This is a genomic window from Streptomyces sp. SudanB182_2057 (assembly GCF_964272715.1).
Classification (GTDB): Bacteria; Actinomycetota; Actinomycetes; order Streptomycetales; family Streptomycetaceae; genus Streptomyces; species Streptomyces rubradiris.
Genome location: NZ_OZ186798.1, coordinates 6,748,237 through 6,770,761 on the forward strand (window position 1 = coordinate 6,748,237; position 22,525 = coordinate 6,770,761).

Here is a 22,525-nt window from a genome sequence, read left to right on the forward strand (position 1 = left end):
CGTCCGATTCCCTTCCCCGCCCGGGCACTTCGGACCGCCCCCGGCCGTTTCACCGGACGACGGCCGGGGACGGTACCGTTCGGTAGGCAGTGGGGGCGTGCCCCCGCCGCCGGCAGCACAGTGCCTGTACGAGACGAAAGTGGCAACGGATGCAGCACGCAGTGGGTTCTCCGCTGCCGCCGCCCCACCAGCCGGGGCAGGGGCCGCACGCCGGCTGGGCGCCGGCCGCCTATCAGTCGGCCGCCCACCCCCAGGGCCCGCACCCGGGAGCCCCGCGGCGGCCCGCGCCCGTGCCCCCGCCGCCCCCGGGCTTCCCGGCCACCCCGTCGGGCCCCGTCCCGCCGGCCCCGCAGCGGCCCCCGGCCTCCCACCGGCCCCCGGCGCCGCAGCAGCCCCCCGTGGCACACCCGCCCACGACCCCGCGGCAGCCGTCCGCGCCCGCCGGTCCGGCGCCCGCGCGGCCCGCTGCGGCGCCGACCGGCCACGACGCCACCGGGCATGTGCCGCTGCCGCCCGGCGGCCCGGTCGGCACGCCCGCGGCACAGCCCGCGACGGCCCCGGCCCCTGACCCGGCGGCCGCCACCCTCGCCGTCCTCCTCATCGGCCCGGCCGGTGCGGGCAAGACCAGCGTCGCCAAGTACTGGGCGGACCACCGGCGCGTGCCCACCGCCCACATCAGCCTGGACGACGTGCGCGAATGGGTCCGCTCCGGCTTCGCCGACCCGCAGACCGGCTGGAACGAGAACTCCGAGGCCCAGTACCGCCTGGCCCGCCGCACCTGCGGCTTCGCCGCCCGGAACTTCCTGGCCAACGGCATCTCCTGCATCCTGGACGACGCCGTCTTCCCGGACCGCCCGGTCGTGGGCCTCGGCGGCTGGAAGCGGCACGTGGGCCCCGGCCTGCTCCCGGTGGTCCTGCTGCCGGGCCTGGACATCGTCCTGGAGCGCAACGCGGAACGCACCGGCAACCGCCGCCTCACCGACGAGGAGGTGGCCCGTATCCACGGCCGCATGGCCGGCTGGTACGGCTCGGGCCTGCCGATCATCGACAACTCCCAGCTGGACATCCCCGGCACGGCGAGGGTCCTGGACGAGGTCCTGGCGAGAGCGATAGCGAGCCCACCGAGCTGGTAGGCGGCCGTCCGCGACCCCACTCGGCCCCTCCCGATCGGCACAACCCGGACAAAACTCCTACGCTCATCTCATGTCAGAGGTGTACGCGAACCGCCGATCCCGGCTGAGGGACCACATCAACGCGGCCGGCACCGCGGCAGCGCTCGTCACCCGTCCGGCCAACGTCCGCTATCTCGCCGCCGCGGCCCCGCAGGGCTCCGTCCTGCTGCTCGGCAGGAGCGAGGACCGCCTGGTGTGCGCCGGCCCGCCGGACGACCGCCCCTACGAGGGCAGGCCGGACGAGAGCGTGCGCCCGCACGTCCTGCCGGTGAACGGCGGCGACACCGCCGTGGCCGCGGCCGGTCTCGCCCTGGCCCAGGGCGCCGACTCCCTGGCGGTCGAGGAGCACCACCTCACCGTCTCCCGCCACCGCGCCCTCGCCTCGGTCGCCCCCGGGCTGCGCCTGACCGACCTCGGCGGGGCCGTCGAACAGCTCAGGGTGGTCAAGGACGAGGAGGAGATCTCCTGCCTGCGCATCGGCGCCGAGATCGCCGACCAGGCCCTCGGCGAGCTGCTGGAGTCCATCCTGGTCGGCCGCACCGAACGGCACCTGGCGCTGGAGCTGGAGCGGCGCCTGGTCGACCACGGCGCCGACGGCCCGGCCTTCCCCACCTCCGTGGCCACCGGGCCGCACGCCGGCCGCCGCGGTCACCGCCCCACCGACCGGCGCGTGGAGGAGGGCGACTTCCTCTCCGTGTGCCTGGGCGCCACCTACCGCGGCTACCGCTGCGAGATCGGCCGCACCTTCGTCATCGGCACCTCGCCGGCCGACTGGCAGATCGAGCTGTACGACCTCGTCTTCGCCGCCCAGCGCGCCGGACGGGAGTTCCTCGCGCCGGGCGCCGCCTGCCGCGACGTCGACCGCGCGGCACGACAGGTGCTGGACTCGGCGGGCTATGCGGAAGCCCTGCCACCGATGACCGGGCACGGGGTCGGACTCGAAATCGAGGAGGACCCGCAGTTGGCCCCCTCGGCCATGGGTAAACTGGACGCTTGCGTGCCGGTCACCGTCGAACCGGGGGTCCACCTCCCGGGCCGGGGCGGTGTCCGGATCGATGACACGCTCGTCGTGCGCCCCGAGGCGGACGGCGGACCCGAGCTACTCACCATCACGACCAAGGAGCTGCTCGCGCTGTAGCGCGTGACCCGGGGTCGTACGTCAGTCCAGGAGATTCCGCAACCGTGGCTTCCACGAACGACCTCAAGAACGGCATGGTGCTCAAGCTCGAAGGCGGCCAGCTCTGGTCCGTCGTCGAGTTCCAGCACGTCAAGCCCGGCAAGGGCCCGGCCTTCGTGCGCACCAAGCTCAAGAACGTGCTGTCCGGCAAGGTGGTCGACAAGACCTTCAACGCCGGCGTCAAGGTCGAGACGGCCACTGTCGACAAGCGCGACATGCAGTTCTCGTACATGGACGGGGACTACTTCGTCTTCATGGACATGGAGACCTACGACCAGCTGATGGTCGACCGCAAGGCCGTCGGCGACGCCGCCAACTTCCTCATCGAGGGCTTCACCGCCACCGTCGCCCAGCACGAGGGCGAGGTGCTCTTCGTCGAGCTGCCGGCCGCCGTCGAGCTGACCGTCTCCGAGACCGAGCCGGGCGTCCAGGGCGACCGCTCCACCGGTGGCACCAAGCCCGCCACCCTGGAGACCGGCCACCAGATCCAGGTCCCGCTCTTCATCACCACCGGTGAGAAGATCAAGGTCGACACCCGCACCAGCGACTACCTCGGCCGGGTGAACAGCTAACCGTGGCTGCCCGCAACACGGCCCGCAAGCGCGCCTTCCAGATCCTCTTCGAGGGTGACCAGCGCGGCGCCGACGTCCTGACGGTCCTCGCGGACTGGGTCCGGCTCTCCCGGGCCGACACCCGGCAGCCCCCGGTCAGCGAGTACACGATGCAGCTGGTCGAGGGCTACGCGGAGCACGCGCGGCGGATCGACGAGCTGATCTCCCAGTACGCGGTGGGGTGGACGCTCGACCGGATGCCGGTCGTGGACCGCAACATCCTGCGGCTGGGGGCGTACGAGCTGATCTGGGTCGACGAGACCCCGGACGCCGTCGTCCTGGACGAGATGGTGCAGCTGGCGAAGGAGTTCTCCACCGACGAGTCTCCGTCGTTCGTCAACGGCCTGCTGGGACGGCTGAAGGAACTCAAGCCGTCCCTGCGCCGGGACGAGGCGTAGAGCCCGGTACGACACCGCAGGAGGGCCCGTGGCACGGTTCGTGCCACGGGCCCTCCTGCGCAGGTCTGGGCGCCGACGAGCGGGAAAAAAGCCGCCGGGGCGGCCGGAACCGTAAGATTCCGGCCACCCCGGCGGCACGTTTCTGCTCAGATATGGCCGGTTGTCACGCCTCTTCGTGCGTGGCCACCGCGCGGCGCGCGTCCGCGTCCAGGACGCCCCAGCTGATCAGCTGCTCGGTGAGGACCGAGGGCGACTGGTCGTAGATGACGGCGAGTGTGCGCAGATCGTCCTGGCGGATGGAGAGCACCTTGCCGTTGTAGTCACCGCGCTGGGACTGGATCGTCGCCGCGTAGCGCTGCAGGGGGCCCGCCTTCTCGGCCGGCACGGTGGCCAGCCGCTCCAGGTCCAGGACCAGCTTCGGCGGCGGCTCGGCGGCGCCGCCCGGCGTGGTGCCCGGCAGGAGCTCCTGCACCGGGACGCCATAGAAATCGGCCAGCTCGGCGAGGCGCTGCACGGTCACGGCACGGTCGCCGCGCTCGTACGAACCCACCACCACGGCCTTCCAGCGCCCCTGGGACTTCTCCTCGACACCGTGGAGGGAAAGGCCCTGCTGGGTGCGGATGGCCCGGAGCTTGGCCCCGAGCTGTTTGGCGTATTCGCTGGACATATAGCTCCCCGGACACTGTGTCGACGCGACCGGACTGTCTTCCCGCCGCGCGGCTGGTAACTCACTGTGAGGTTACGCAGCGTGACTCTCCTGCGTCAAGCCGAATGGTCCACACCGACTCTTCCGTGGTAGCGGCCCCCCGTTAGGCCAAGCGGGTGACAGAAGGCCCTCGTGGGACCTGGTACGGTGGATGGCGCAATTCCGACGTCCTTTAAGGTCCGTCCCGTGAGGCGGAGAAGGAGGTCCGTTTCGTATGGACAAGCACGACACGCCCGTGCATCCGCAAGCGTCCGATGCCCGGCCCGTGCTCGAGGGCCCTGACATCGCGCGGGTGCTGACCCGGATCGCCCACGAGATCGTCGAGCGCGCCAAGGGCGCGGACGACGTGGTGCTCCTCGGCATCCCGACCCGGGGCGTCTTCCTCGCCCGGCGGCTCGCCGCCAAGCTGGCGCAGATCACCGACCGCGAGATCCCGGTCGGCTCCCTCGACATCACCATGTACCGCGACGACCTGCGCATGCACCCGCCGCGTGCGCTGGCCCGCACCGAGATCCCCGGTGACGGCATCGACGGCAAGCTGGTCGTCCTCGTCGACGACGTGCTCTTCTCCGGCCGCACCATCCGCGCCGCCCTGGACGCCCTGAACGACATCGGGCGCCCCCGCGCGGTGCAGCTCGCGGTCCTGGTCGACCGCGGCCACCGCGAACTGCCGATCCGCGCCGACTACGTCGGCAAGAACCTCCCCACGTCGCTGCGGGAGACGGTCAAGGTCCAGCTCGCCGAGGAGGACGGTCGCGACACCGTGCTGCTCGGTGCGAAGCCGGCCGCCCAGTAGCACGACAGGCGCACGGCCGCCCCGGCGTGCCCTCGCATGCGCCTGTCTGCCCGAAATCTCCCGAATGAACTGCCTTACGGAGCCTGTCAGATGCAGCGCCATCTCATCTCGGCCGCCGACCTCACCCGCGACGACGCCGTCCTGATCCTCGACACCGCCGAGGAGATGTCCCGGGTCGCCGACCGGCCGATCAAGAAGCTGCCGACCCTGCGCGGCCGGACGGTCGTCAACCTCTTCTTCGAGGACTCCACGCGGACGCGCATCTCCTTCGAGGCCGCCGAGAAGCGCCTGTCCGCGGACGTCATCAACTTCTCCGCCAAGGGCTCGTCGGTGTCCAAGGGCGAGTCCCTGAAGGACACCGCCCAGACCCTGGAGGCCATGGGCGTCGACGCCGTGGTCATCCGGCACGGCGCCTCCGGGGCCCCGTACCGGCTCGCCAACTCCGGCTGGATCGACGCGGCCGTCATCAACGCCGGCGACGGCACCCACCAGCACCCCACCCAGGCCCTGCTGGACGCCTTCACCCTGCGCCGCCGGCTGGTCGGCCGCGACGCCGGGCTCGGCCAGGACCTGTCCGGCAAGCGGATCACCGTCGTCGGCGACGTCCTGCACAGCCGGGTCGCCCGCTCCAACGTCGACCTGCTGCACACCCTCGGCGCCGAGGTCACCCTGGTCGCCCCGCCCACCCTGGTGCCGGTCGGCGTCGAGTCCTGGCCGTGCGCGGTCTCCTACGACCTGGACAGCACGCTGCCCAAGTGCGACGCCGTGATGATGCTCCGCGTCCAGCGCGAACGCATGAACGCGGCCTTCTTCCCGACCGAGCGCGAGTACTCCCGGCGCTACGGCCTCGACGGCGACCGCATGGCCCGGCTGCCCGAGCACGCGATCGTGATGCACCCCGGCCCGATGGTCCGCGGCATGGAGATCACCGCCGAGGTCGCCGACTCCGGCCGCTGCACGGCCGTCGAGCAGGTCGCCAACGGCGTCTCCATCCGGATGGCCGTCCTCTACCTGCTGCTCGGTGGCAACGAGCCCGCCGTCACCCACTCTCGTACCGAGGAGAAGTAAGACCATGAGCAAGATCCTGATCCGTGGTGCGAAGGTGCTCGGCGGCGAGCCGCAGGACGTGCTGATCGACGGCGAGATCATCGCCGAGGTCGGCACGGGCCTCACCGCCGAGGGCGCCGAGGTGGTCGAGGCCGACGGCAAGGTGCTGCTGCCGGGCCTGGTCGACCTGCACACCCACCTGCGCGAACCGGGCCGCGAGGACTCCGAGACCGTCCTCACCGGCACCCGCGCCGCGGCGAGCGGCGGCTACACGGCCGTCTTCGCCATGGCCAACACCTTCCCGGTCGCCGACACCGCCGGCGTGGTCGAGCAGGTCTGGCGGCTCGGCCGGGAGCACGGCTACTGCGACGTCCGGCCCATCGGCGCCGTCACCGTCGGCCTGGAGGGCAAGAAGCTCGCCGAGCTCGGCGCCATGCACGAGTCCGCCGCCGGTGTCACCGTCTTCTCCGACGACGGCAAGTGCGTGGACGACGCGGTGATCATGCGCCGCGCGCTGGAGTACGTGAAGGCCTTCGACGGCGTCGTCGCCCAGCACGCGCAGGAGCCCCGGCTCACCGAGGGCGCCCAGATGAACGAGGGCGTCGTCTCCGCCGAGCTGGGCCTCGGCGGCTGGCCCGCCGTCGCCGAGGAGTCGATCATCGCCCGGGACGTGCTGCTCGCCGAGCACGTCGGCTCCCGCGTCCACATCTGCCACCTGTCGACCGCCGGCAGCGTCGAGATCGTCCGCTGGGCCAAGTCCCGCGGCATCCGGGTCACCGCCGAGGTCACCCCGCACCACCTGCTGCTGACCGACGAGCTGGTGCGCACCTACAACCCCGTCTACAAGGTCAACCCGCCGCTGCGCACCGAGCGCGACGTCATGGCCCTGCGCGAGGCGCTGGCCGACGGCACGATCGACATCGTCGCCACCGACCACGCCCCGCACCCGCACGAGGACAAGGACTGCGAGTGGGCCGCCGCCGCCATGGGCATGGTCGGCCTGGAGACCGCGCTGTCGGTGGTCCAGGAGACCATGGTCGACACGGGCCTGCTGGACTGGGCCGGCGTCGCCGACCGGATGTCCGTCAAGCCCGCGCGGATCGGACAGGCCGCCGGCCACGGCCGTCCCGTCTCGGCTGGTGAGCCCGCCAACCTCACCCTCGTCGACACGGCATACCGTGGCCCGGTGGACCCCGCGGGCTTCGCCTCGCGCAGCCGCAACACCCCCTACGAGGGCCGTGAGCTGCCGGGCCGTGTGACGCACACGTGGCTGCGGGGCAAGGCCACGCTCGTCGACGGGAAGCTCACGTGACACCTGTAATCCTGCTGGCCGAGGCGCAGAAGTCGGCCGAGGTCACCGACTGGGGGGCCCGGATCGGCTGGCTCGTCGGTCTGGCCCTGTTCATCGCGCTGGTCTACTGGCTGATGCGCGAGGGCTGGAAGTGGCGCGGCACCCTCCAGGCGGGCCTGCCGCCGCTGCCCGCCGCGCCCGAGGACGCCGGCCCGGCCAGACTGAGCATGAGCGGCCGCTACCACGGCTCCACCACCGCCGGGCAGTGGCTGGACCGCATCGTGGCCCACGGCCTGGGCACCCGCAGCCGGGCCGAGCTCACCCTGACCGACGCGGGCCTGGAGGTCGAGCGCCCCGGCGCGGCCGACTTCTTCGTCCCCCGGGCCGCCCTGCGCGGCGCCCGCCTGGACAAGGGCATCGCCGGCAAGGTCCTCACCGAGGGCGGACTGCTGGTGGTGACCTGGCAGCACGGCGACAAGCTGATCGACTCCGGCTTCCGCTCCGACCGCTCGGCCGAGCACGCCGAGTGGGCCGACACCCTGAACAAGATGACCAACGACACGGAAGGCGCACGATGACGACCTCCACCAGGGGAGCCGCGAGGGTTCCCGCCGTACTCGTCCTGGAGGACGGCCGCACCTTCCGCGGCCGCGCCTACGGGGCCGTGGGGGAGACCTTCGGCGAAGCCGTGTTCTCCACCGGCATGACCGGCTACCAGGAGACCCTCACCGACCCGTCGTACGACCGCCAGATCGTCGTCGCGACCGCCCCGCAGATCGGCAACACCGGCTGGAACGACGAGGACGACGAGTCGGGCCGCATCTGGGTCTCCGGCTACGTCGTGCGCGACCCCGCGCGCGTGCCGTCCAACTGGCGGGCCAAGCGCTCCCTGGACGACGAGCTGGAGCGCCAGGGCGTGGTCGGCATCTCCGGCATCGACACCCGCGCCCTCACCCGCCACCTGCGCGAGCGCGGCTCGATGCGGGCCGGCATCTTCTCCGGCGCGGCCATCGCCCCCGAGGCGGAGCTGCTGGCGCGCGTGCAGGCCCAGCCGCACATGAAGGGCGCGAGCCTCTACGAGGAGGTCGCGACCAAGGAGGCGTACGTCGTCCCGGCCGTCGGCGAGAAGCGCTTCACCGTCGCCGCCATCGACCTCGGCATCAAGGGCATGACCCCGCACCGCATGGCCGAGCGCGGCATCGAGGTGCACGTCCTGCCCGCCACCGCCACCGCCGACGACGTCTACGCCGTCGACCCGGACGGCGTGTTCTTCTCCAACGGCCCCGGCGACCCGGCGACCGCCGACGGCCCGGTGGCCCTGATGACCGCGGTCCTGGAGCGCAGGACGCCGCTGTTCGGCATCTGCTTCGGCAACCAGATCCTCGGCCGCGCCCTCGGCTTCGGCACCTACAAGCTGAAGTACGGCCACCGCGGCATCAACCAGCCGGTCCAGGACCGTACGACCGGCAAGGTCGAGGTCACCGCGCACAACCACGGCTTCGCCGTGGACGCGCCGCTCGACAAGGTCAGCGAGACGAAGTTCGGCCGCGCCGAGGTCTCGCACGTCTGCCTGAACGACGACGTCGTGGAGGGGCTCCAGCTGCTCGACCAGCCCGCCTTCTCCGTCCAGTACCACCCCGAAGCGGCAGCCGGTCCCCACGACGCCGCCTACCTGTTCGACCGCTTCGTTTCCCTGATGGAGGGCCAGCGTGCCTAAGCGCACCGATATCCAGTCCGTCCTGGTCATCGGCTCCGGCCCGATCGTCATCGGCCAGGCCGCCGAGTTCGACTACTCCGGCACCCAGGCGTGCCGCGTGCTCAAGGCCGAGGGCCTGCGCGTGATCCTCGTCAACTCCAACCCGGCGACGATCATGACCGACCCGGAGATCGCCGACGCCACCTACGTCGAGCCGATCACCCCCGAGTTCGTCGAGAAGATCATCGCCAAGGAGCGCCCGGACGCCCTGCTGCCCACCCTGGGCGGCCAGACCGCGCTGAACACGGCGATCTCGCTGCACGAGAACGGCGTCCTGGAGAAGTACGGCGTCGAGCTGATCGGCGCCAAGCCCGAGGCGATCCACAAGGGCGAGGACCGCGACCTGTTCAAGGACGTCGTGGAGGAGGTCCGCAAGAAGATCGGGCACGGCGAGTCCGCCCGCTCGGTCATCTGCCACTCCATGGACGACGTCCTCAACGGCGTCGAGACCCTCGGCGGCTACCCGGTCGTCGTCCGCCCCTCCTTCACCATGGGCGGCGCCGGCTCCGGCTTCGCGCACGACGAGGAGGAGCTGCGCCGCATCGCCGGCCAGGGCCTGACGCTCTCCCCGACCACCGAGGTGCTCCTGGAGGAGTCCATCCTCGGCTGGAAGGAGTACGAGCTGGAGCTGATGCGCGACAAGAACGACAACGTCGTGGTCGTCTGCTCCATCGAGAACTTCGACCCGATGGGCGTGCACACCGGCGACTCGATCACCGTCGCCCCGGCGATGACGCTGACCGACCGCGAGTACCAGGTGCTGCGCGACGTCGGCATCGCGATCATCCGCGAGGTCGGCGTCGACACCGGCGGCTGCAACATCCAGTTCGCGGTCAACCCCGAGGACGGCCGCGTCATCGTCATCGAGATGAACCCGCGCGTGTCGCGTTCCTCGGCGCTCGCCTCCAAGGCCACCGGCTTCCCGATCGCCAAGATCGCCGCCAAGCTGGCCGTCGGCTACACGCTGGACGAGATCCCGAACGACATCACCGCCGAGACCCCGGCCTCCTTCGAGCCGACCCTGGACTACGTGGTCGTCAAGGCCCCCCGGTTCGCCTTCGAGAAGTTCCCGCAGGCCGACTCCACGCTGACCACCACCATGAAGTCGGTCGGCGAGGCCATGGCCATCGGCCGCAACTTCCCCGAGGCCTTCCAGAAGGCGCTGCGCTCGCTGGAGAAGAAGGGCAGCCAGTTCACCTTCGTCGGCGACCCCGGCGACAAGGAGACCCTGCTGCGCGAGGCCGTACGGCCCACCGACGGCCGGATCAACACCGTCATGCAGGCCATCCGCGCCGGCGCCACGCCCGAGGAGGTCTTCGAGTACACGAAGATCGACCCCTGGTTCGTGGACCAGCTCTTCCTGATCAAGGAGATCGCGGACGAGCTGGCCGAGGCCCCCGAGCTGACCGGCGACCTGCTCGCCGAGGCCAAGCGGCACGGTTTCTCCGACCAGCAGATCGGCGAGATCCGCGGCCTGCGCGAGGACGTCGTCCGCGAGGTCCGGCACGCCCTCGGCATCCGCCCGGTCTACAAGACGGTCGACACCTGCGCCGCCGAGTTCGCCGCGAAGACGCCGTACTTCTACTCCGCCTACGACGAGGAGAGCGAGGTCGCGCCGCGCGAGAAGCCGGCCGTCATCATCCTCGGCTCCGGCCCGAACCGCATCGGCCAGGGCATCGAGTTCGACTACTCCTGCGTCCACGCCTCCTTCGCGCTGGCCGACGCCGGGTACGAGACGGTGATGGTCAACTGCAACCCGGAGACCGTCTCCACGGACTACGACACCTCCGACCGCCTGTACTTCGAGCCGCTGACGCTGGAAGACGTGCTGGAGATCGTCCACGCGGAGCAGCAGGCCGGCCCGGTCGCGGGCGTCGTCGTCCAGCTCGGCGGCCAGACCCCGCTCGGCCTGTCGCAGGCCCTGAAGGACAACGGCGTGCCGATCGTGGGCACCTCCCCGGAGGCCATCCACGCCGCCGAGGACCGCGGCGCCTTCGGCCGCGTCCTCGCCGAGGCGGGCCTGCCGGCCCCCAAGCACGGCACGGCCACCACCTTCGCCGAGGCGAAGGCCATCGCCGACGAGATCGGCTACCCGGTCCTGGTCCGGCCGTCGTACGTGCTCGGCGGGCGCGGCATGGAGATCGTCTACGACGAGACCCGCCTCGCCTCCTACATCGCCGAGTCGACCGAGATCAGCCCCTCCCGGCCGGTCCTCGTCGACCGCTTCCTGGACGACGCCATCGAGATCGACGTCGACGCGCTCTACGACGGCGAGGAGCTGTACCTCGGCGGTGTGATGGAGCACATCGAGGAGGCCGGCATCCACTCCGGCGACTCGGCGTGCGCCCTGCCCCCGATCACCCTCGGCGGCTTCGACATCAAGCGGCTGCGCGCCTCCACCGAGGCCATCGCCAAGGGCGTCGGCGTGCGCGGACTGATCAACATCCAGTTCGCGATGGCCGGCGACATCCTCTACGTCCTGGAGGCCAACCCGCGCGCCTCCCGCACGGTGCCCTTCACCTCCAAGGCGACCGCGGTGCCGCTCGCCAAGGCCGCCGCCCGCATCTCGCTGGGCGCGACCATCGCCGAGCTGCGCGCCGAGGGCCTGCTGCCGAAGACCGGCGACGGCGGCGAGCTGCCGCTGGACGCGCCGATCTCCGTCAAGGAGGCCGTCCTGCCGTGGTCGCGGTTCCGCGACATCCACGGCCGGGGCGTGGACACCGTCCTCGGCCCGGAGATGCGCTCCACGGGCGAGGTCATGGGCATCGACTCCGTCTTCGGCACGGCGTACGCCAAGTCGCAGGCGGGTGCCTACGGCCCGCTGCCCACCAAGGGCCGCGCGTTCATCTCGGTCGCCAACCGCGACAAGCGCTCGATGATCTTCCCGGCGCGCGAGCTGGTCGCCCACGGCTTCGAGCTGCTGGCCACCTCCGGCACCGCCGAGGTCCTCAAGCGCAACGGCATCAACGCCACGGTCGTGCGCAAGCAGTCCGAGGGCACCGGCCCGAACGGCGAGCGGACCATCGTCCAGCTCATCCACGACGGCGAGGTCGACCTCATCGTCAACACGCCGTACGGCACCGGCGGCCGCCTCGACGGCTACGACATCCGTACGGCCGCGGTGGCCCGCTCCGTGCCGTGCCTGACGACCGTCCAGGCGCTCGCCGCGGCCGTCCAGGGCATCGACGCCCTCAACCACGGCGACGTGGGCGTCCGCTCCCTCCAGGAACACGCGGAACGCCTGACCGCCGCCCGCGACTAGCAGCCCCGAGGGGGACACCGGAAACGGTGTCCCCCTCTTCACGAGGACACCATGTACAAGTTCTTTTTCCAGCTGGTCTTCCGCCGCATGGACCCGGAGCGGGCGCACCACCTGGCCTTCCGCTGGATCCGTCTGGCCGCCCGCGTCCCCGTGCTGCGCACCTTCGTCGCCGCCGTCCTCGCGCCCCGTCACAAGGAGCTGCGCACCGAGGCGTTCGGGCTGCGGATGCACGGCCCGTTCGGGCTGGCCGCCGGCTTCGACAAGAACGCCGTCGCGATCGACGGCATGTCGATGCTGGGCTTCGACCACGTCGAGATCGGCACGGTGACGGGGGAGCCGCAGCCCGGCAACCCCAAAAAGCGGCTGTTCCGGCTCGTCGCCGACCGCGCGCTGATCAACCGCATGGGCTTCAACAACGATGGTTCGCTGGCCGTGGCGGCCCGCCTGGCCTCGCGCGAGGCGGTCTTCAAGACCGTCGTCGGCGTCAACATCGGCAAGACCAAGGTCGTCCCCGAGGCGGAGGCCGTCGCCGACTACGTGAAGTCGGCCGAGCGGCTCGCGCCGCACGCGGACTACCTGGTCGTCAACGTCTCCTCGCCCAACACCCCCGGCCTGCGCGACCTCCAGGCGGTGGACCACCTGCGCCCGCTGCTCACCGCCGTGCGCGAGGCCGCCGACCGCGCCGTCCCCGGCCGGCGCGTCCCGCTGCTGGTGAAGATCGCCCCCGACCTCGCGGACGAGGACATCGACGCGGTCGCCGACCTCGCCCTGGAACTGGGCCTGGACGGCATCATCGCCACCAACACCACCATCGCCCGCGAGGGCCTGGGCCTCGGCTCCGCGCCCGCGCTGGTGGCGGAGACCGGCGGCCTGTCCGGAGCACCCCTCAAGGCACGCTCCCTGGAGGTCCTGCGGCGCCTGTACGCGCGCGTGGGCGACCGGATCACCCTGGTGGGCGTCGGCGGTGTCGAGACCGCCGAGGACGCCTGGCAGCGCATCCTGGCCGGTGCGACGCTGGTCCAGGGCTACAGCGCCTTCATCTACGAGGGCCCCTTCTGGTGCCGGTCCGTCCACAAGGGCCTCGCCGCCCGCCTGCGCACCAGCCCGTACGCCACCCTCGCCGACGCGGTCGGCGCCGATGTGAGGAAGCCCGCATGACCGCCCACCCGTCGCCCGACCACCACTCCTCGACGAGGCCCTCCGGGCCGCAGACATTCTCTGGAGAACCCTTCGGCGCCCGGCTGCGCCGCGCCATGGACGAGCGCGGCCCGCTGTGCGTCGGCATCGACCCGCACGCCTCCCTGCTCGCCGAGTGGGGCCTGGACGACGACATCGCCGGCCTGGAGCGGTTCAGCCGCACGGTCGTCGAGGCGCTGGCCGGCCGGGTGGCCGTCCTGAAGCCGCAGAGCGCCTTCTTCGAGCGGTTCGGCTCGCGCGGCCTCGCCGTGCTGGAGAAGTCGGTGCAGGAGGCTCGCGCGGCCGGTGCCCTGGTCGTGATGGACGCCAAGCGCGGCGACATCGGCTCCACCATGGCCGCCTACGCCGAGGCGTTCCTGCGCCCGGACGCCCCGCTGTTCTCCGACGCCCTGACCGTCTCGCCGTACCTCGGGTACGGCTCGCTCTCCCCGGCCGTCGCGCTGGCCCGGGAGAGCGGCGCCGGGCTGTTCGTGCTGGCGCTCACCTCGAACCCGGAGGGCGGCGAGGTGCAGCACGCGGTGCGCGCCGACGGCCGCACGGTCGGCGCGACCATGCTGGCCCACCTGGCGGCCGAGAACGCGGGGGAGGAGCCGCTGGGCTCCTTCGGCGCGGTCGTCGGCGCCACGCTCGGCGACCTGTCGTCGTACGACCTGGACATGGGCGGCCCGCTCCTCGCCCCCGGCATCGGCGCCCAGGGCGCGACCCCGGCCGACCTCCCCCGGGTCTTCGGGGCGGCCGTCCGCAATGTCGTGCCCAACGTCAGCCGGGGTGTGCTGCGCCACGGCCCCGACGCGGGGGCGCTGCGCGGGGCGGCCGAGCGGTTCGCGGCGGAGATCCAGCAGGCCGTCACCGCGCCCTGAGCCGCGGTGACGGTGTCCCGCGGAGCGCGATCACGCCGTCCCCGGTGTGAATACACACTCAAAACGGGGGCGATATGTGCAAAATGTCCGACCTGACGGAGGCTGACCAGGACTTTTCCGCTGTTCTCGCTGACTCTTGCGGACTTGCCCGCTAGTCTCCGAGGCAGTGGGGAACCTCCCGTGCCCCTCAGGGCAGTGCGGGGAGGTCGGGCAATGTGTTGCCCGTAGCCCCCAGGTGTGGGGCGTCCAGGTTCCTCACCGGTCCGTATCCGACAGTTCGACATCCGAGGTGACGTAGGCGTGGCTCTTCCGCCCCTTACCCCTGAACAGCGCGCAGCCGCGCTCGAAAAGGCCGCCGCGGCTCGCCGGGAGCGGGCCGAGGTCAAGAATCGACTCAAGCACTCCGGCGCCTCCCTGCACGAGGTCATCAAGCAGGGCCAGGAAAACGACGTCATCGGCAAGATGAAGGTCTCCGCGCTGCTGGAGTCCCTGCCGGGCGTGGGCAAGGTCCGCGCCAAGCAGATCATGGAGCGTCTGGGCATCTCCGAGAGCCGCCGCGTGCGCGGTCTCGGTTCGAACCAGATCGCCTCCCTGGAGCGTGAGTTCGGCAGCACCGGCTCCTGAGTCCGCCCGCCCGGCGGACCGGGAGTCCCGGGCACCCCGGGATTGCTGGAATAATCGCTGCATGAGTGAACGTCCGCGGCTGACCGTGCTCTCCGGCCCCTCGGGGGTCGGCAAGAGCACGGTCGTCGCCCATATGCGCAAGGAACACCCCGAGGTCTGGCTCTCGGTGTCGGCGACCACCCGCAAGCCGCGCCCCGGCGAGCAGCACGGAGTCCACTACTTCTTCGTCACCGACGAGGAGATGGACAAGCTGATCGCCAACGGTGAGCTGCTGGAGTGGGCCGAGTTCGCCGGCAACCGCTACGGCACGCCCCGCGCGGCCGTGCTGGAGCGGCTGGAGAACGGCGAGCCCGTCCTGCTGGAGATCGACCTCCAGGGCGCCCGGCAGGTCCGCGAGTCCATGGCGGACGCCCAGCTGGTGTTCCTGGCCCCGCCCTCCTGGGAGGAGCTGGTGCGCAGGCTGACCGGCCGGGGGACCGAGTCGCCGGAGGTCATCGAGCGTCGTCTCGAGGCGGCGCGGACCGAGCTGGCGGCCGAGCCGGAGTTCGACGTGACCTTGGTCAACACCTCCGTCGAGGACGTGGCCCGCGAGCTGCTAGCCTTGATGGACGTTGTGTGATCGTGACTGTGATCACGATGTCTGATTCTTTTCCATCCATCGGAAGGTAGAGCGTGTCCTCTTCCATCACCGCGCCCGAGGGCATCATCAACCCGCCGATCGACGAGCTTCTTGAGGCGACCGACTCGAAGTACAGCCTCGTGATCTACGCGGCCAAGCGTGCCCGCCAGATCAACGCGTACTACTCGCAGCTCGGTGAGGGCCTCCTCGAGTACGTCGGTCCGCTCGTCGACACCCACGTGCACGAGAAGCCGCTCTCGATCGCCCTGCGCGAGATCAACGCCGGTCTGCTGACCTCCGAGGCTGTCGACGGCCCCGCGCAGTAGTACTTTCAGATCGCGATTGACTTATCCACAGGCCCGGCAGTCCTGCTGCCGGGCCTGTGGTGTGTCATGGGTGGTGCAGGTTCTCGAACGCGAGGAGTCATGGTGGACAAGCCGAAGGTCGTGCTGGGGGTCAGCGGCGGCATCGCCGCGTACAAGGCCTGTGAGCTGCTGAGAAGGTTCACGGAGTCGGGCCATGACGTCCGGGTGGTGCCCACCGCCTCCGCGCTGCACTTCGTCGGCGCCGCCACCTGGTCCGCGCTGTCCGGCAACCCGGTCGCCACCGAGGTCTGGGACGACGTCCACGAGGTCCCGCACGTCCGCATCGGCCAGCACGCCGACCTCGTGGTGGTGGCCCCGGCCACCGCGGACATGCTCGCCAAGGCCGCCCACGGCCTCGCCGGCGACCTGCTGACCAACACGCTGCTCACCGCCCGCTGCCCGGTGGTCTTCGCCCCCGCGATGCACACCGAGATGTGGGAGCACCCGGCCACCCAGGAGAACGTCGCCACCCTGCGCCGGCGCGGCGCCGTCGTCATCGAGCCCGCCGTCGGCCGCCTCACCGGCGTCGACACCGGCAAGGGTCGGCTGCCCGACCCGGGCGAGATCTTCGAGGTCTGCCGCCGGCTGCTGGCCCGCGGCGGTGCCGCGCCCGACCTCGAAGGACGGCACGTCGTCGTCTCCGCCGGCGGCACCCGCGAACCCCTGGACCCGGTCCGCTTCCTCGGCAACCGCTCCTCCGGCAAGCAGGGCTACGCCCTCGCCCGCACCGCCGCCGCCCGCGGCGCCCGGGTCACGCTGGTCGCGGCCAACACCGGCCTGCCCGACCCGGCGGGCGTGGACGTCGTCCCGGTGGGCACCGCCGTGCAGCTGCGCGAGGCCGTCCTGAAGGCCGCCGCGGACGCCGACGCCGTCGTCATGGCCGCCGCCGTGGCCGACTTCCGGCCTGCCGCCTACGCCGCCGGGAAGATCAAGAAAAAGGACGGCCAGGAGCCCGACCCGATCGTCCTGGTGCGCAATCCGGACGTCCTCGCGGAGATCTCGGCCGAGCGGGCCCGGCCCGGACAGGTGATCGTGGGCTTCGCCGCCGAGACCGACGACGTCCTCGCCAACGGCCGCGCCAAGCTCGCCCGCAAGGGCTGTGACCTGCTGGTGGTCAACGAGGTGGGGGAGCGCAAGACCTTCGGCGCCGAGGAGAGCGAGGCCGTGGTGCTGGGCGCCGACGGCAGCGAGACCCCGGTGCCGTACGGCCCCAAGGAGGACCTCGCCGACACCGTCTGGGACCTGGTCGTCCGGCGCCTGGGCTGACGGCGTCACCCGGTCGGGTCCGCCCGGGTCGTGTTCACGCCACGCCCGAAATGGGCGTGGCGCCCCTGGTCAAGGCCCCCGGGGATTGGGCAGAATGCCCGTGCCGCAGGTCACAGCGCTCCCGAGAGGCGAGACGGGTGGCCCGTCGGCGGAGTGCGACCGATAAACTGTTCACGGTCGACGCCGGGCGCAGCCCCGCGTCGATCGCAAATGATCAGCCAGCAGCCGCTGCAACCACAGGGAGCGTTGTGTCCCGTCGCCTGTTCACCTCGGAGTCCGTGACCGAGGGTCACCCCGACAAGATCGCTGACCAGATCAGCGACACCATTCTCGACGCGCTTCTGCGTGAGGACCCGACCTCCCGGGTCGCCGTGGAGACGCTCATCACCACCGGCCTGGTGCACGTGGCCGGCGAGGTGACGACCAAGGCCTACGCGGACATCGCGACCCTTGTCCGCAACAAGATCCTGGACATCGGTTACGACTCCTCCAAGAAGGGCTTCGACGGCGCCTCCTGCGGCGTGTCGGTGTCCATCGGCGCGCAGTCCCCGGACATCGCGCAGGGTGTCGACGCCGCGTACGAGGCCCGGGTCGAGGGCGACGAGGACGAGCTGGACCGGCAGGGCGCGGGCGACCAGGGTCTGATGTTCGGCTACGCGTCCGACGAGACGCCGACCCTGATGCCGCTGCCGATCTTCCTGGCGCACCGCCTGTCCAAGCGCCTGTCCGAGGTCCGCAAGAACGGCACGATCCCCTACCTGCGCCCCGACGGGAAGACCCAGGTCACCATCGAGTACGACGGTGACAAGGCGGTCCGTCTGGACACGGTGGTCGTCTCCTCCCAGCACGCCTCCGACATCGACCTGGAGTCGCTGCTCGCCCCGGACATCCGCGAGTTCGTCGTGGAGCCGGAGCTGAAGGCGCTGCTGGACGAGGGCATCAAGCTGGAGACCGAGGGGTACCGGCTGCTGGTGAACCCGACGGGCCGGTTCGAGATCGGTGGTCCGATGGGTGACGCGGGCCTGACCGGCCGCAAGATCATCATCGACACCTACGGCGGCATGGCCCGGCACGGCGGCGGCGCCTTCTCGGGCAAGGACCCGTCCAAGGTGGACCGCTCGGCGGCGTACGCGATGCGCTGGGTCGCCAAGAACGTCGTGGCGGCGGGCCTGGCGTCCCGTTGCGAGGTTCAGGTCGCCTACGCGATCGGCAAGGCGGAGCCCGTCGGTCTGTTCGTGGAGACCTTCGGCACCCACAAGATCGAGCCCGAGAAGATCGAGAAGGCGATCGACGAGGTCTTCGACCTCCGCCCGGCCGCGATCATCCGCGACCTCGACCTGCTCCGCCCGATCTACGGCCAGACCGCCGCGTACGGCCACTTCGGCCGCGAGCTGCCCGAGTTCACCTGGGAGCGCACGGACCGCGTCGAGGCCCTGCGCGCCGCCGCGGGCCTGTAACCCACGCCCGACAGCCGACCGAGGCCCGGTCTCCCGCCAGGGGGGCCGGGCCTCGGCGTGTCCGAGGTGGCGTCTATCCGCCGTCGTATTCGTCCTCGGCAGGCTTTTCGGGGTCGTACCCCTCCCCGTTGCCGTCACACCTGTCGTCGGTGAGGCAGCTGCCTCGCAAGGCGGCCTCGGCGCGGTGTTTGCCGTGGGCCCTCGCCACATCGGCGAGGCGCGTGGCGAACAGGTCCCGGTCGGGGTCGTCGGGGGAGATACCGAAGCAGGCGAGCACGGAGTCTGCGGGGAAAGGGGGCTCCGCCTCCTCGGCCGATTCGGTACCGACCGGGTCGTTGGGTGTCAGCGGGGTCTCGCCGGGTTCTGCTTCGTCGGAGCGGTCTCCGGGCCGGTACACCAGATGCTCGAATTGCGGCGCCACGCTTTCGTTCCTGGCCGCTGCGGACAGCTGCGCGAACACCCCGATGCGATCGACCGCACCCTCGACCTCCTCCTCGTTCCTGGACAGCCACCACACCACGGCGCTGCCGGTGTCCTTCAGGACGTCCTCACCCAGATAGGCCCTCTTGCTCCGCTCGTAATTGCGTTCGTGCTCCCACACGTCTTCGTCCTTGCGCACGTTCGAGAGCCGGGCGAGGCGCTCGCGGTCGTGTTCAGGCAGGTCCAGCTCGATGCTGTGTGCCATGGCCATCACACGTCCGCTGGCGTCCACTCGCATGGTGGCCAGGGCGCCGTCCAACTGGTGCCGGGCCAGCGAGCTGCGGTTCGGTGGCTGCTGTGCCGCGACGGACCTGGCCCGCTCCAGCACCGCCTCCACCGCGAGTCCTGCCGCATTGACCCAAGGGGCATCGTCGGGGGCGTCCAGCACGGTCCAGCGGACGGTGGCCGAGAAGGAGAAGTCGTAGTCGGCGACGCAACTGGGCAGTGCGACATGCGTGATCCGGTGCTCCTGTCGTTGTGCTTCGGGTAACGGCAGGTCCGGCGCGGACAGGCCGATCTCCGACCGCTCCGGCCGCAGCATTCGGTATGTCGCCAACGCGGTGATCAGTAACAGCGGACCACTGGCCGACCAAGCCCACCAGGGCCAGTTCATGGTCAGACCGAGTATGACGAGCGTCAGCCCCAGGAGAAGGGTGACGAAGAGGGTCATGGCCCGATGGCCAGAACTCATGAAGAGCTCCCGTCATGGTGTTCTAGATGGGGCACGGCGCAGGGCCGGTGTCAGGCGGTGCGGCCGTACGCGTGAATGCCCTGGGCCTCGTTGATCGCCAGCAGGAGACGGGACGCCATGTCCGCCCGGCTGGGCTCGGGCCGGATGCGGGCCCAGTCCAAGGCGACCCGGTAGAGGCGCCCGAACCGCCGTGTGTCCTCGGCGCAGGCGGCAGCGAGAACCCGGGCGATGAGATCGCGCTGAGCCGCGGTCTCGCCGGCCGCGAGCCAGAGGCGCAGATGCGCGGGCCAGTCCGCCGTGCCGCTCAGGAGGCCGGCCCAGCAGGCTGTCAGCGAATGGCGCACGCTTCGGCGGCCGATCAGGCGGACGGGGTCCGGTAGGCCCCGGAAGATGTCCAGATCGGCTTGGGCCGATCGCTGACCGACTCCGGCAGCGAGTCGCTCCAGCAGCAACTGGTACAGACGGTCGTCGGCTGCCGACAACTGGATCATGGCTTTCCGGGCTTCCCACCGCACCCCTTCATGGGAGCGGCGGGCCAGATGATGCAGACGCACCAGCGCCTGATCGGGGTGCGAGCTCGCCATCGTCTGCGAACACACCATGATCAGGACCCGGAGGAAGTGAACGCCTGTGTCGTCCGATGTGGCCCAGTCGTAGATGCGCTGACGGAAGAAACGGCCGTGGCGGTCGTCCTCCAGGCCCAGGACAAGTGCGCGGGCGGCTTCCGGGATGAGCCAGGCAGGGGCTCTTGATGCCGTCCACTGCTGTGCGAGCCAGGCGAGGTCTTCAGGACGGGCGACACGAAGGGCCTCGTGAGCGAATCGGTTGACCGCCTCGCGCCGTATCGCGGCATCCAGTGCGGGATTGGCGGCTTGTCGCATGAGCCAATCACGCAGTTCTCGGCGTATGTCCGGCAGGAATGTCCAGAAGTGCTGCCGTACGGCACGGTCGTAACCGTCGACGGTGAAGCGGACGCGACCGTCCGGGCCCGTTTCCGCGTGGACGGCGGCCAGCTTTGCGTGGAGGTCCGCCTGCTCCAGGCGAGGTGCCGGATCCGGAGGGTGGCTCAGCAGTTCCAGCAGCCCGTTCGCCGCGTACAGAACCACGTCCGGTGTCGCCTCGTGGAACATGGCGACCGCCAGCTGAAGCGCTCTGTGGCGTCCGTTCTGAGCTGCCGAGAAGTCCGCCGCGACCCTCTCGGCCTGATCGTGCTGTTCTTCCAGCGCCTGCTTCAGCCAGTCCGGGAAACCCCGGTCGGCGGGGGAGGCCATCCGGAGCCGGTTGATGCGATCGGCGAGCGCGGCCACGTCGCGCAACGGTGCCCGGGCCAGGAAGGAAGCGAGTTCAGTACCGCCCAGCAGCGCCTCGGACGGATGGATACCGGCACACCTGAGATGGGTGGCGAGCACACGTCGGGCGCTCGGACGGGAGATCTCCGCCATGAGATACCGGAGGTCCCCGCGAAGGAGGTAGCCGAGATGGTGGGGCAGTACCACCACGAGGTAGGCGCCGTTGGCGGCCACGGAGCTGCGAAAGTCCGACAGAGCGTTCTGTACGGCGATGTAGCGCGTCTCGTCGGCCTCCGAGAGATCCAGGAGCAGCCGGTCACCCCGGCCGACGTCACGACCGTCCAGAGGCGGGCCGGTGGTGTCGTCGGAGGTGTCCGGCAACTCGTGCAGAGTGCCTTCGCGTACCGGTAGCTCATGGAGCAGCATCAGGGCCGCCGCACGCCGCCCACTGCCCGAGTGGCCGCGAACGAGAACCGTGTGCTCGGCCCGCAGCAGATCGCGCGCGTGTTGCAGGCCGGGCGGGGCCACGAAACGCTCATGGAGGTGCCGGCGGTCCTCCTCGGCGACGGAACGTGGACGCCTGCGCGCCTGATCACGCAGCCACTGTTCGGTGGACTGGAAGTAGAAGTTGTACTGGGCTCCCTCTCCGCTGTGGACGGAGCCGCGAGCCTCTCCGACGAAGGAGGCGAAGTGCGAGGCCGCGGTCACCGCTCGTCGCCTCCGCGAGGCGTCCGGGTGCCGAATCCCTGGCGGATGCCGCCGTGGTTGTCACCGGCGACGTAGTTCGCGCCGTCCCCGCTGAAATGCGGGCCGCCGTAGATGTTGCCGCGGCCGGTGTGGAACGGGGCGTGCGCTTCGTTGACGAAGGTTCCCACGGATCCGCCCACGTTGCCTATGCCACCGCTCTGGTGATCGGTGTGCACCCCGGATTCCGGTTGGCGGTCGTCCGACACCGCATCCCGGGCCCGGTCCAGTGCGGCGAGGGCCGGGATGCGTCGCACGAGGCTGTCCGCCAGCCTGTTCAGATCCGCCGCGAGAGTGGCGTGGTCCACCCGTGCGTACTGGCAATGGGCGAGTTCGGCGATCGAGTGCGGCAGAGTGCGTGCGTCCAGCTGCTCCACCTTGCGAGCGATCAGGAGAGGGACCACGACCGCTCCCGAGGCCAGCGCCTCCTCTATCTCACGTCGCACCCAGTCATCAGGGTTGTCCAGGGCGCGCCGGTCCGGCTGTCGACGGTCGGGCGTGTTCAGCCACTCCTCGTCGATCAGCGCCAGCAGGACCCGGCAGTCCCGGGCTCCTCGTAACAGGGCCTCGGCGAAGTCCGTCCCCTCGGCGATCGACTTCCTGGCGAGAAAGACGCTGTCTTCGCCGAACCGGTTCGTGAGCACGTCGTGGCACCTGTACGCGAAGGGTTTGCCGCCTTTGGTGCGGTAGTTGATGAAGATCTCATGCATTTCGGAT

Annotated in this window: 21 protein-coding genes; 17 read left to right on the forward strand and 4 right to left on the reverse strand. The window is 70.9% G+C overall.

Annotation, left to right across the window (positions count from 1 at the left end):
* Positions 1-149: 149 nt before the first annotated feature.
* The 4 genes from ACSURM_RS30010 (at position 150) to nusB (ending at position 3,358) form a co-directional block, all read left to right on the forward strand.
* Positions 150-1,133, forward strand: coding sequence for an AAA family ATPase (locus ACSURM_RS30010; RefSeq protein WP_436958904.1), 984 nt, complete (start codon positions 150-152; stop codon positions 1,131-1,133).
* Between the two features lie 70 nt (positions 1,134-1,203).
* Positions 1,204-2,310 carry an aminopeptidase P family protein gene (locus ACSURM_RS30015; RefSeq protein WP_436958905.1) on the forward strand — a complete coding sequence of 369 codons (1,107 nt, stop codon included), beginning with the start codon at positions 1,204-1,206 and terminating at the stop codon, positions 2,308-2,310.
* Positions 2,311-2,354: 44 nt separating this feature from the next.
* Positions 2,355-2,921 carry an elongation factor P gene (gene efp / locus ACSURM_RS30020; protein ID WP_289972538.1) on the forward strand — a complete coding sequence of 189 codons (567 nt, stop codon included), beginning with the start codon at positions 2,355-2,357 and terminating at the stop codon, positions 2,919-2,921.
* Positions 2,922-2,923: 2 nt separating this feature from the next.
* Complete coding sequence (gene nusB / locus ACSURM_RS30025) at positions 2,924-3,358, forward strand: transcription antitermination factor NusB (protein ID WP_189996298.1); 435 nt, start codon at positions 2,924-2,926, stop codon at positions 3,356-3,358.
* Positions 3,359-3,521: 163 nt separating this feature from the next.
* Here the strand turns inward: nusB and bldD are convergent, their stop codons facing one another.
* The gene (bldD, locus tag ACSURM_RS30030; RefSeq protein ID WP_014671524.1) at positions 3,522-4,025 is read right to left on the reverse strand and encodes a transcriptional regulator BldD; all 504 of its coding nucleotides are present in this window, start codon (positions 4,023-4,025) and stop codon (positions 3,522-3,524) included.
* A 253-nt stretch (positions 4,026-4,278) separates the two neighbouring features.
* Between bldD and pyrR the strand changes: the two genes are divergently transcribed.
* The 13 genes from pyrR to metK all read left to right on the forward strand — a co-directional run bounded on the left by pyrR (position 4,279) and on the right by metK (position 18,604).
* On the forward strand, positions 4,279-4,860 hold the full coding sequence (gene pyrR, locus ACSURM_RS30035) for a bifunctional pyr operon transcriptional regulator/uracil phosphoribosyltransferase PyrR (RefSeq protein WP_030795014.1): 582 nt from the start codon (positions 4,279-4,281) through the stop codon (positions 4,858-4,860).
* A 90-nt stretch (positions 4,861-4,950) separates the two neighbouring features.
* Positions 4,951-5,928, forward strand: a complete 978-nt coding sequence (locus tag ACSURM_RS30040) for an aspartate carbamoyltransferase catalytic subunit (RefSeq protein WP_030620241.1) — start codon at positions 4,951-4,953, stop codon at positions 5,926-5,928.
* A gap of 4 nt (positions 5,929-5,932) precedes the next feature.
* On the forward strand, positions 5,933-7,219 hold the full coding sequence (locus ACSURM_RS30045) for a dihydroorotase (protein ID WP_436958906.1): 1,287 nt from the start codon (positions 5,933-5,935) through the stop codon (positions 7,217-7,219).
* Positions 7,216-7,776 (forward strand): hypothetical protein, encoded by a 561-nt coding sequence (locus ACSURM_RS30050; protein ID WP_436958907.1) that lies wholly within the window; start codon positions 7,216-7,218, stop codon positions 7,774-7,776. The genes ACSURM_RS30045 and ACSURM_RS30050 overlap by 4 nt, the downstream gene beginning before the upstream one ends.
* Positions 7,773-8,915, forward strand: a complete 1,143-nt coding sequence (gene carA / locus ACSURM_RS30055) for a glutamine-hydrolyzing carbamoyl-phosphate synthase small subunit (RefSeq protein WP_436958908.1) — start codon at positions 7,773-7,775, stop codon at positions 8,913-8,915. Before ACSURM_RS30050 ends, carA begins: the two co-directional genes overlap by 4 nt.
* On the forward strand, positions 8,908-12,216 hold the full coding sequence (gene carB, locus ACSURM_RS30060; RefSeq protein ID WP_436958909.1) for a carbamoyl-phosphate synthase large subunit: 3,309 nt from the start codon (positions 8,908-8,910) through the stop codon (positions 12,214-12,216). The genes carA and carB overlap by 8 nt, the downstream gene beginning before the upstream one ends.
* Positions 12,217-12,267: 51 nt before the next feature.
* Positions 12,268-13,374 carry a quinone-dependent dihydroorotate dehydrogenase gene (locus tag ACSURM_RS30065; RefSeq protein ID WP_436958910.1) on the forward strand — a complete coding sequence of 369 codons (1,107 nt, stop codon included), beginning with the start codon at positions 12,268-12,270 and terminating at the stop codon, positions 13,372-13,374.
* Entirely contained in the window at positions 13,371-14,273 is a 903-nt protein-coding gene (pyrF, locus tag ACSURM_RS30070; RefSeq protein WP_436958911.1) for an orotidine-5'-phosphate decarboxylase, read from the forward strand. The genes ACSURM_RS30065 and pyrF overlap by 4 nt, the downstream gene beginning before the upstream one ends.
* A 300-nt stretch (positions 14,274-14,573) precedes the next feature.
* A complete protein-coding gene (locus ACSURM_RS30075; RefSeq protein WP_003977346.1) occupies positions 14,574-14,897 on the forward strand; it encodes an integration host factor in 324 nt (107 codons plus the stop codon).
* A gap of 61 nt (positions 14,898-14,958) precedes the next feature.
* Positions 14,959-15,516, forward strand: a complete 558-nt coding sequence (gmk, locus tag ACSURM_RS30080) for a guanylate kinase (protein WP_436958912.1) — start codon at positions 14,959-14,961, stop codon at positions 15,514-15,516.
* A 53-nt stretch (positions 15,517-15,569) separates the two neighbouring features.
* The gene (gene rpoZ, locus ACSURM_RS30085) at positions 15,570-15,842 is read left to right on the forward strand and encodes a DNA-directed RNA polymerase subunit omega (protein WP_030620214.1); all 273 of its coding nucleotides are present in this window, start codon (positions 15,570-15,572) and stop codon (positions 15,840-15,842) included.
* 99 nt (positions 15,843-15,941) lie between these two features.
* A complete protein-coding gene (coaBC, locus tag ACSURM_RS30090; RefSeq protein WP_436958913.1) occupies positions 15,942-17,147 on the forward strand; it encodes a bifunctional phosphopantothenoylcysteine decarboxylase/phosphopantothenate--cysteine ligase CoaBC in 1,206 nt (401 codons plus the stop codon).
* 248 nt (positions 17,148-17,395) lie between these two features.
* Positions 17,396-18,604: a methionine adenosyltransferase gene (gene metK, locus ACSURM_RS30095; protein ID WP_436958914.1), complete on the forward strand. Its 1,209-nt coding sequence runs from the start codon at positions 17,396-17,398 to the stop codon at positions 18,602-18,604.
* Positions 18,605-18,677: 73 nt separating this feature from the next.
* On the opposite strand, the gene ACSURM_RS30100 is transcribed toward metK, so the two are convergent.
* The 3 genes from ACSURM_RS30100 to ACSURM_RS30110 all read right to left on the reverse strand — a co-directional run bounded on the left by ACSURM_RS30100 (position 18,678) and on the right by ACSURM_RS30110 (position 22,518).
* Positions 18,678-19,754: a hypothetical protein gene (locus tag ACSURM_RS30100; protein WP_436958915.1), complete on the reverse strand. Its 1,077-nt coding sequence runs from the start codon at positions 19,752-19,754 to the stop codon at positions 18,678-18,680.
* Between the two features lie 71 nt (positions 19,755-19,825).
* Positions 19,826-21,772 (reverse strand): hypothetical protein, encoded by a 1,947-nt coding sequence (locus ACSURM_RS30105; protein WP_436958916.1) that lies wholly within the window; start codon positions 21,770-21,772, stop codon positions 19,826-19,828.
* Positions 21,769-22,518, reverse strand: coding sequence for a toll/interleukin-1 receptor domain-containing protein (locus tag ACSURM_RS30110; protein ID WP_436958917.1), 750 nt, complete (start codon positions 22,516-22,518; stop codon positions 21,769-21,771). Before ACSURM_RS30110 ends, ACSURM_RS30105 begins: the two co-directional genes overlap by 4 nt.
* Between the last annotated feature and the right edge of the window lie 7 nt (positions 22,519-22,525).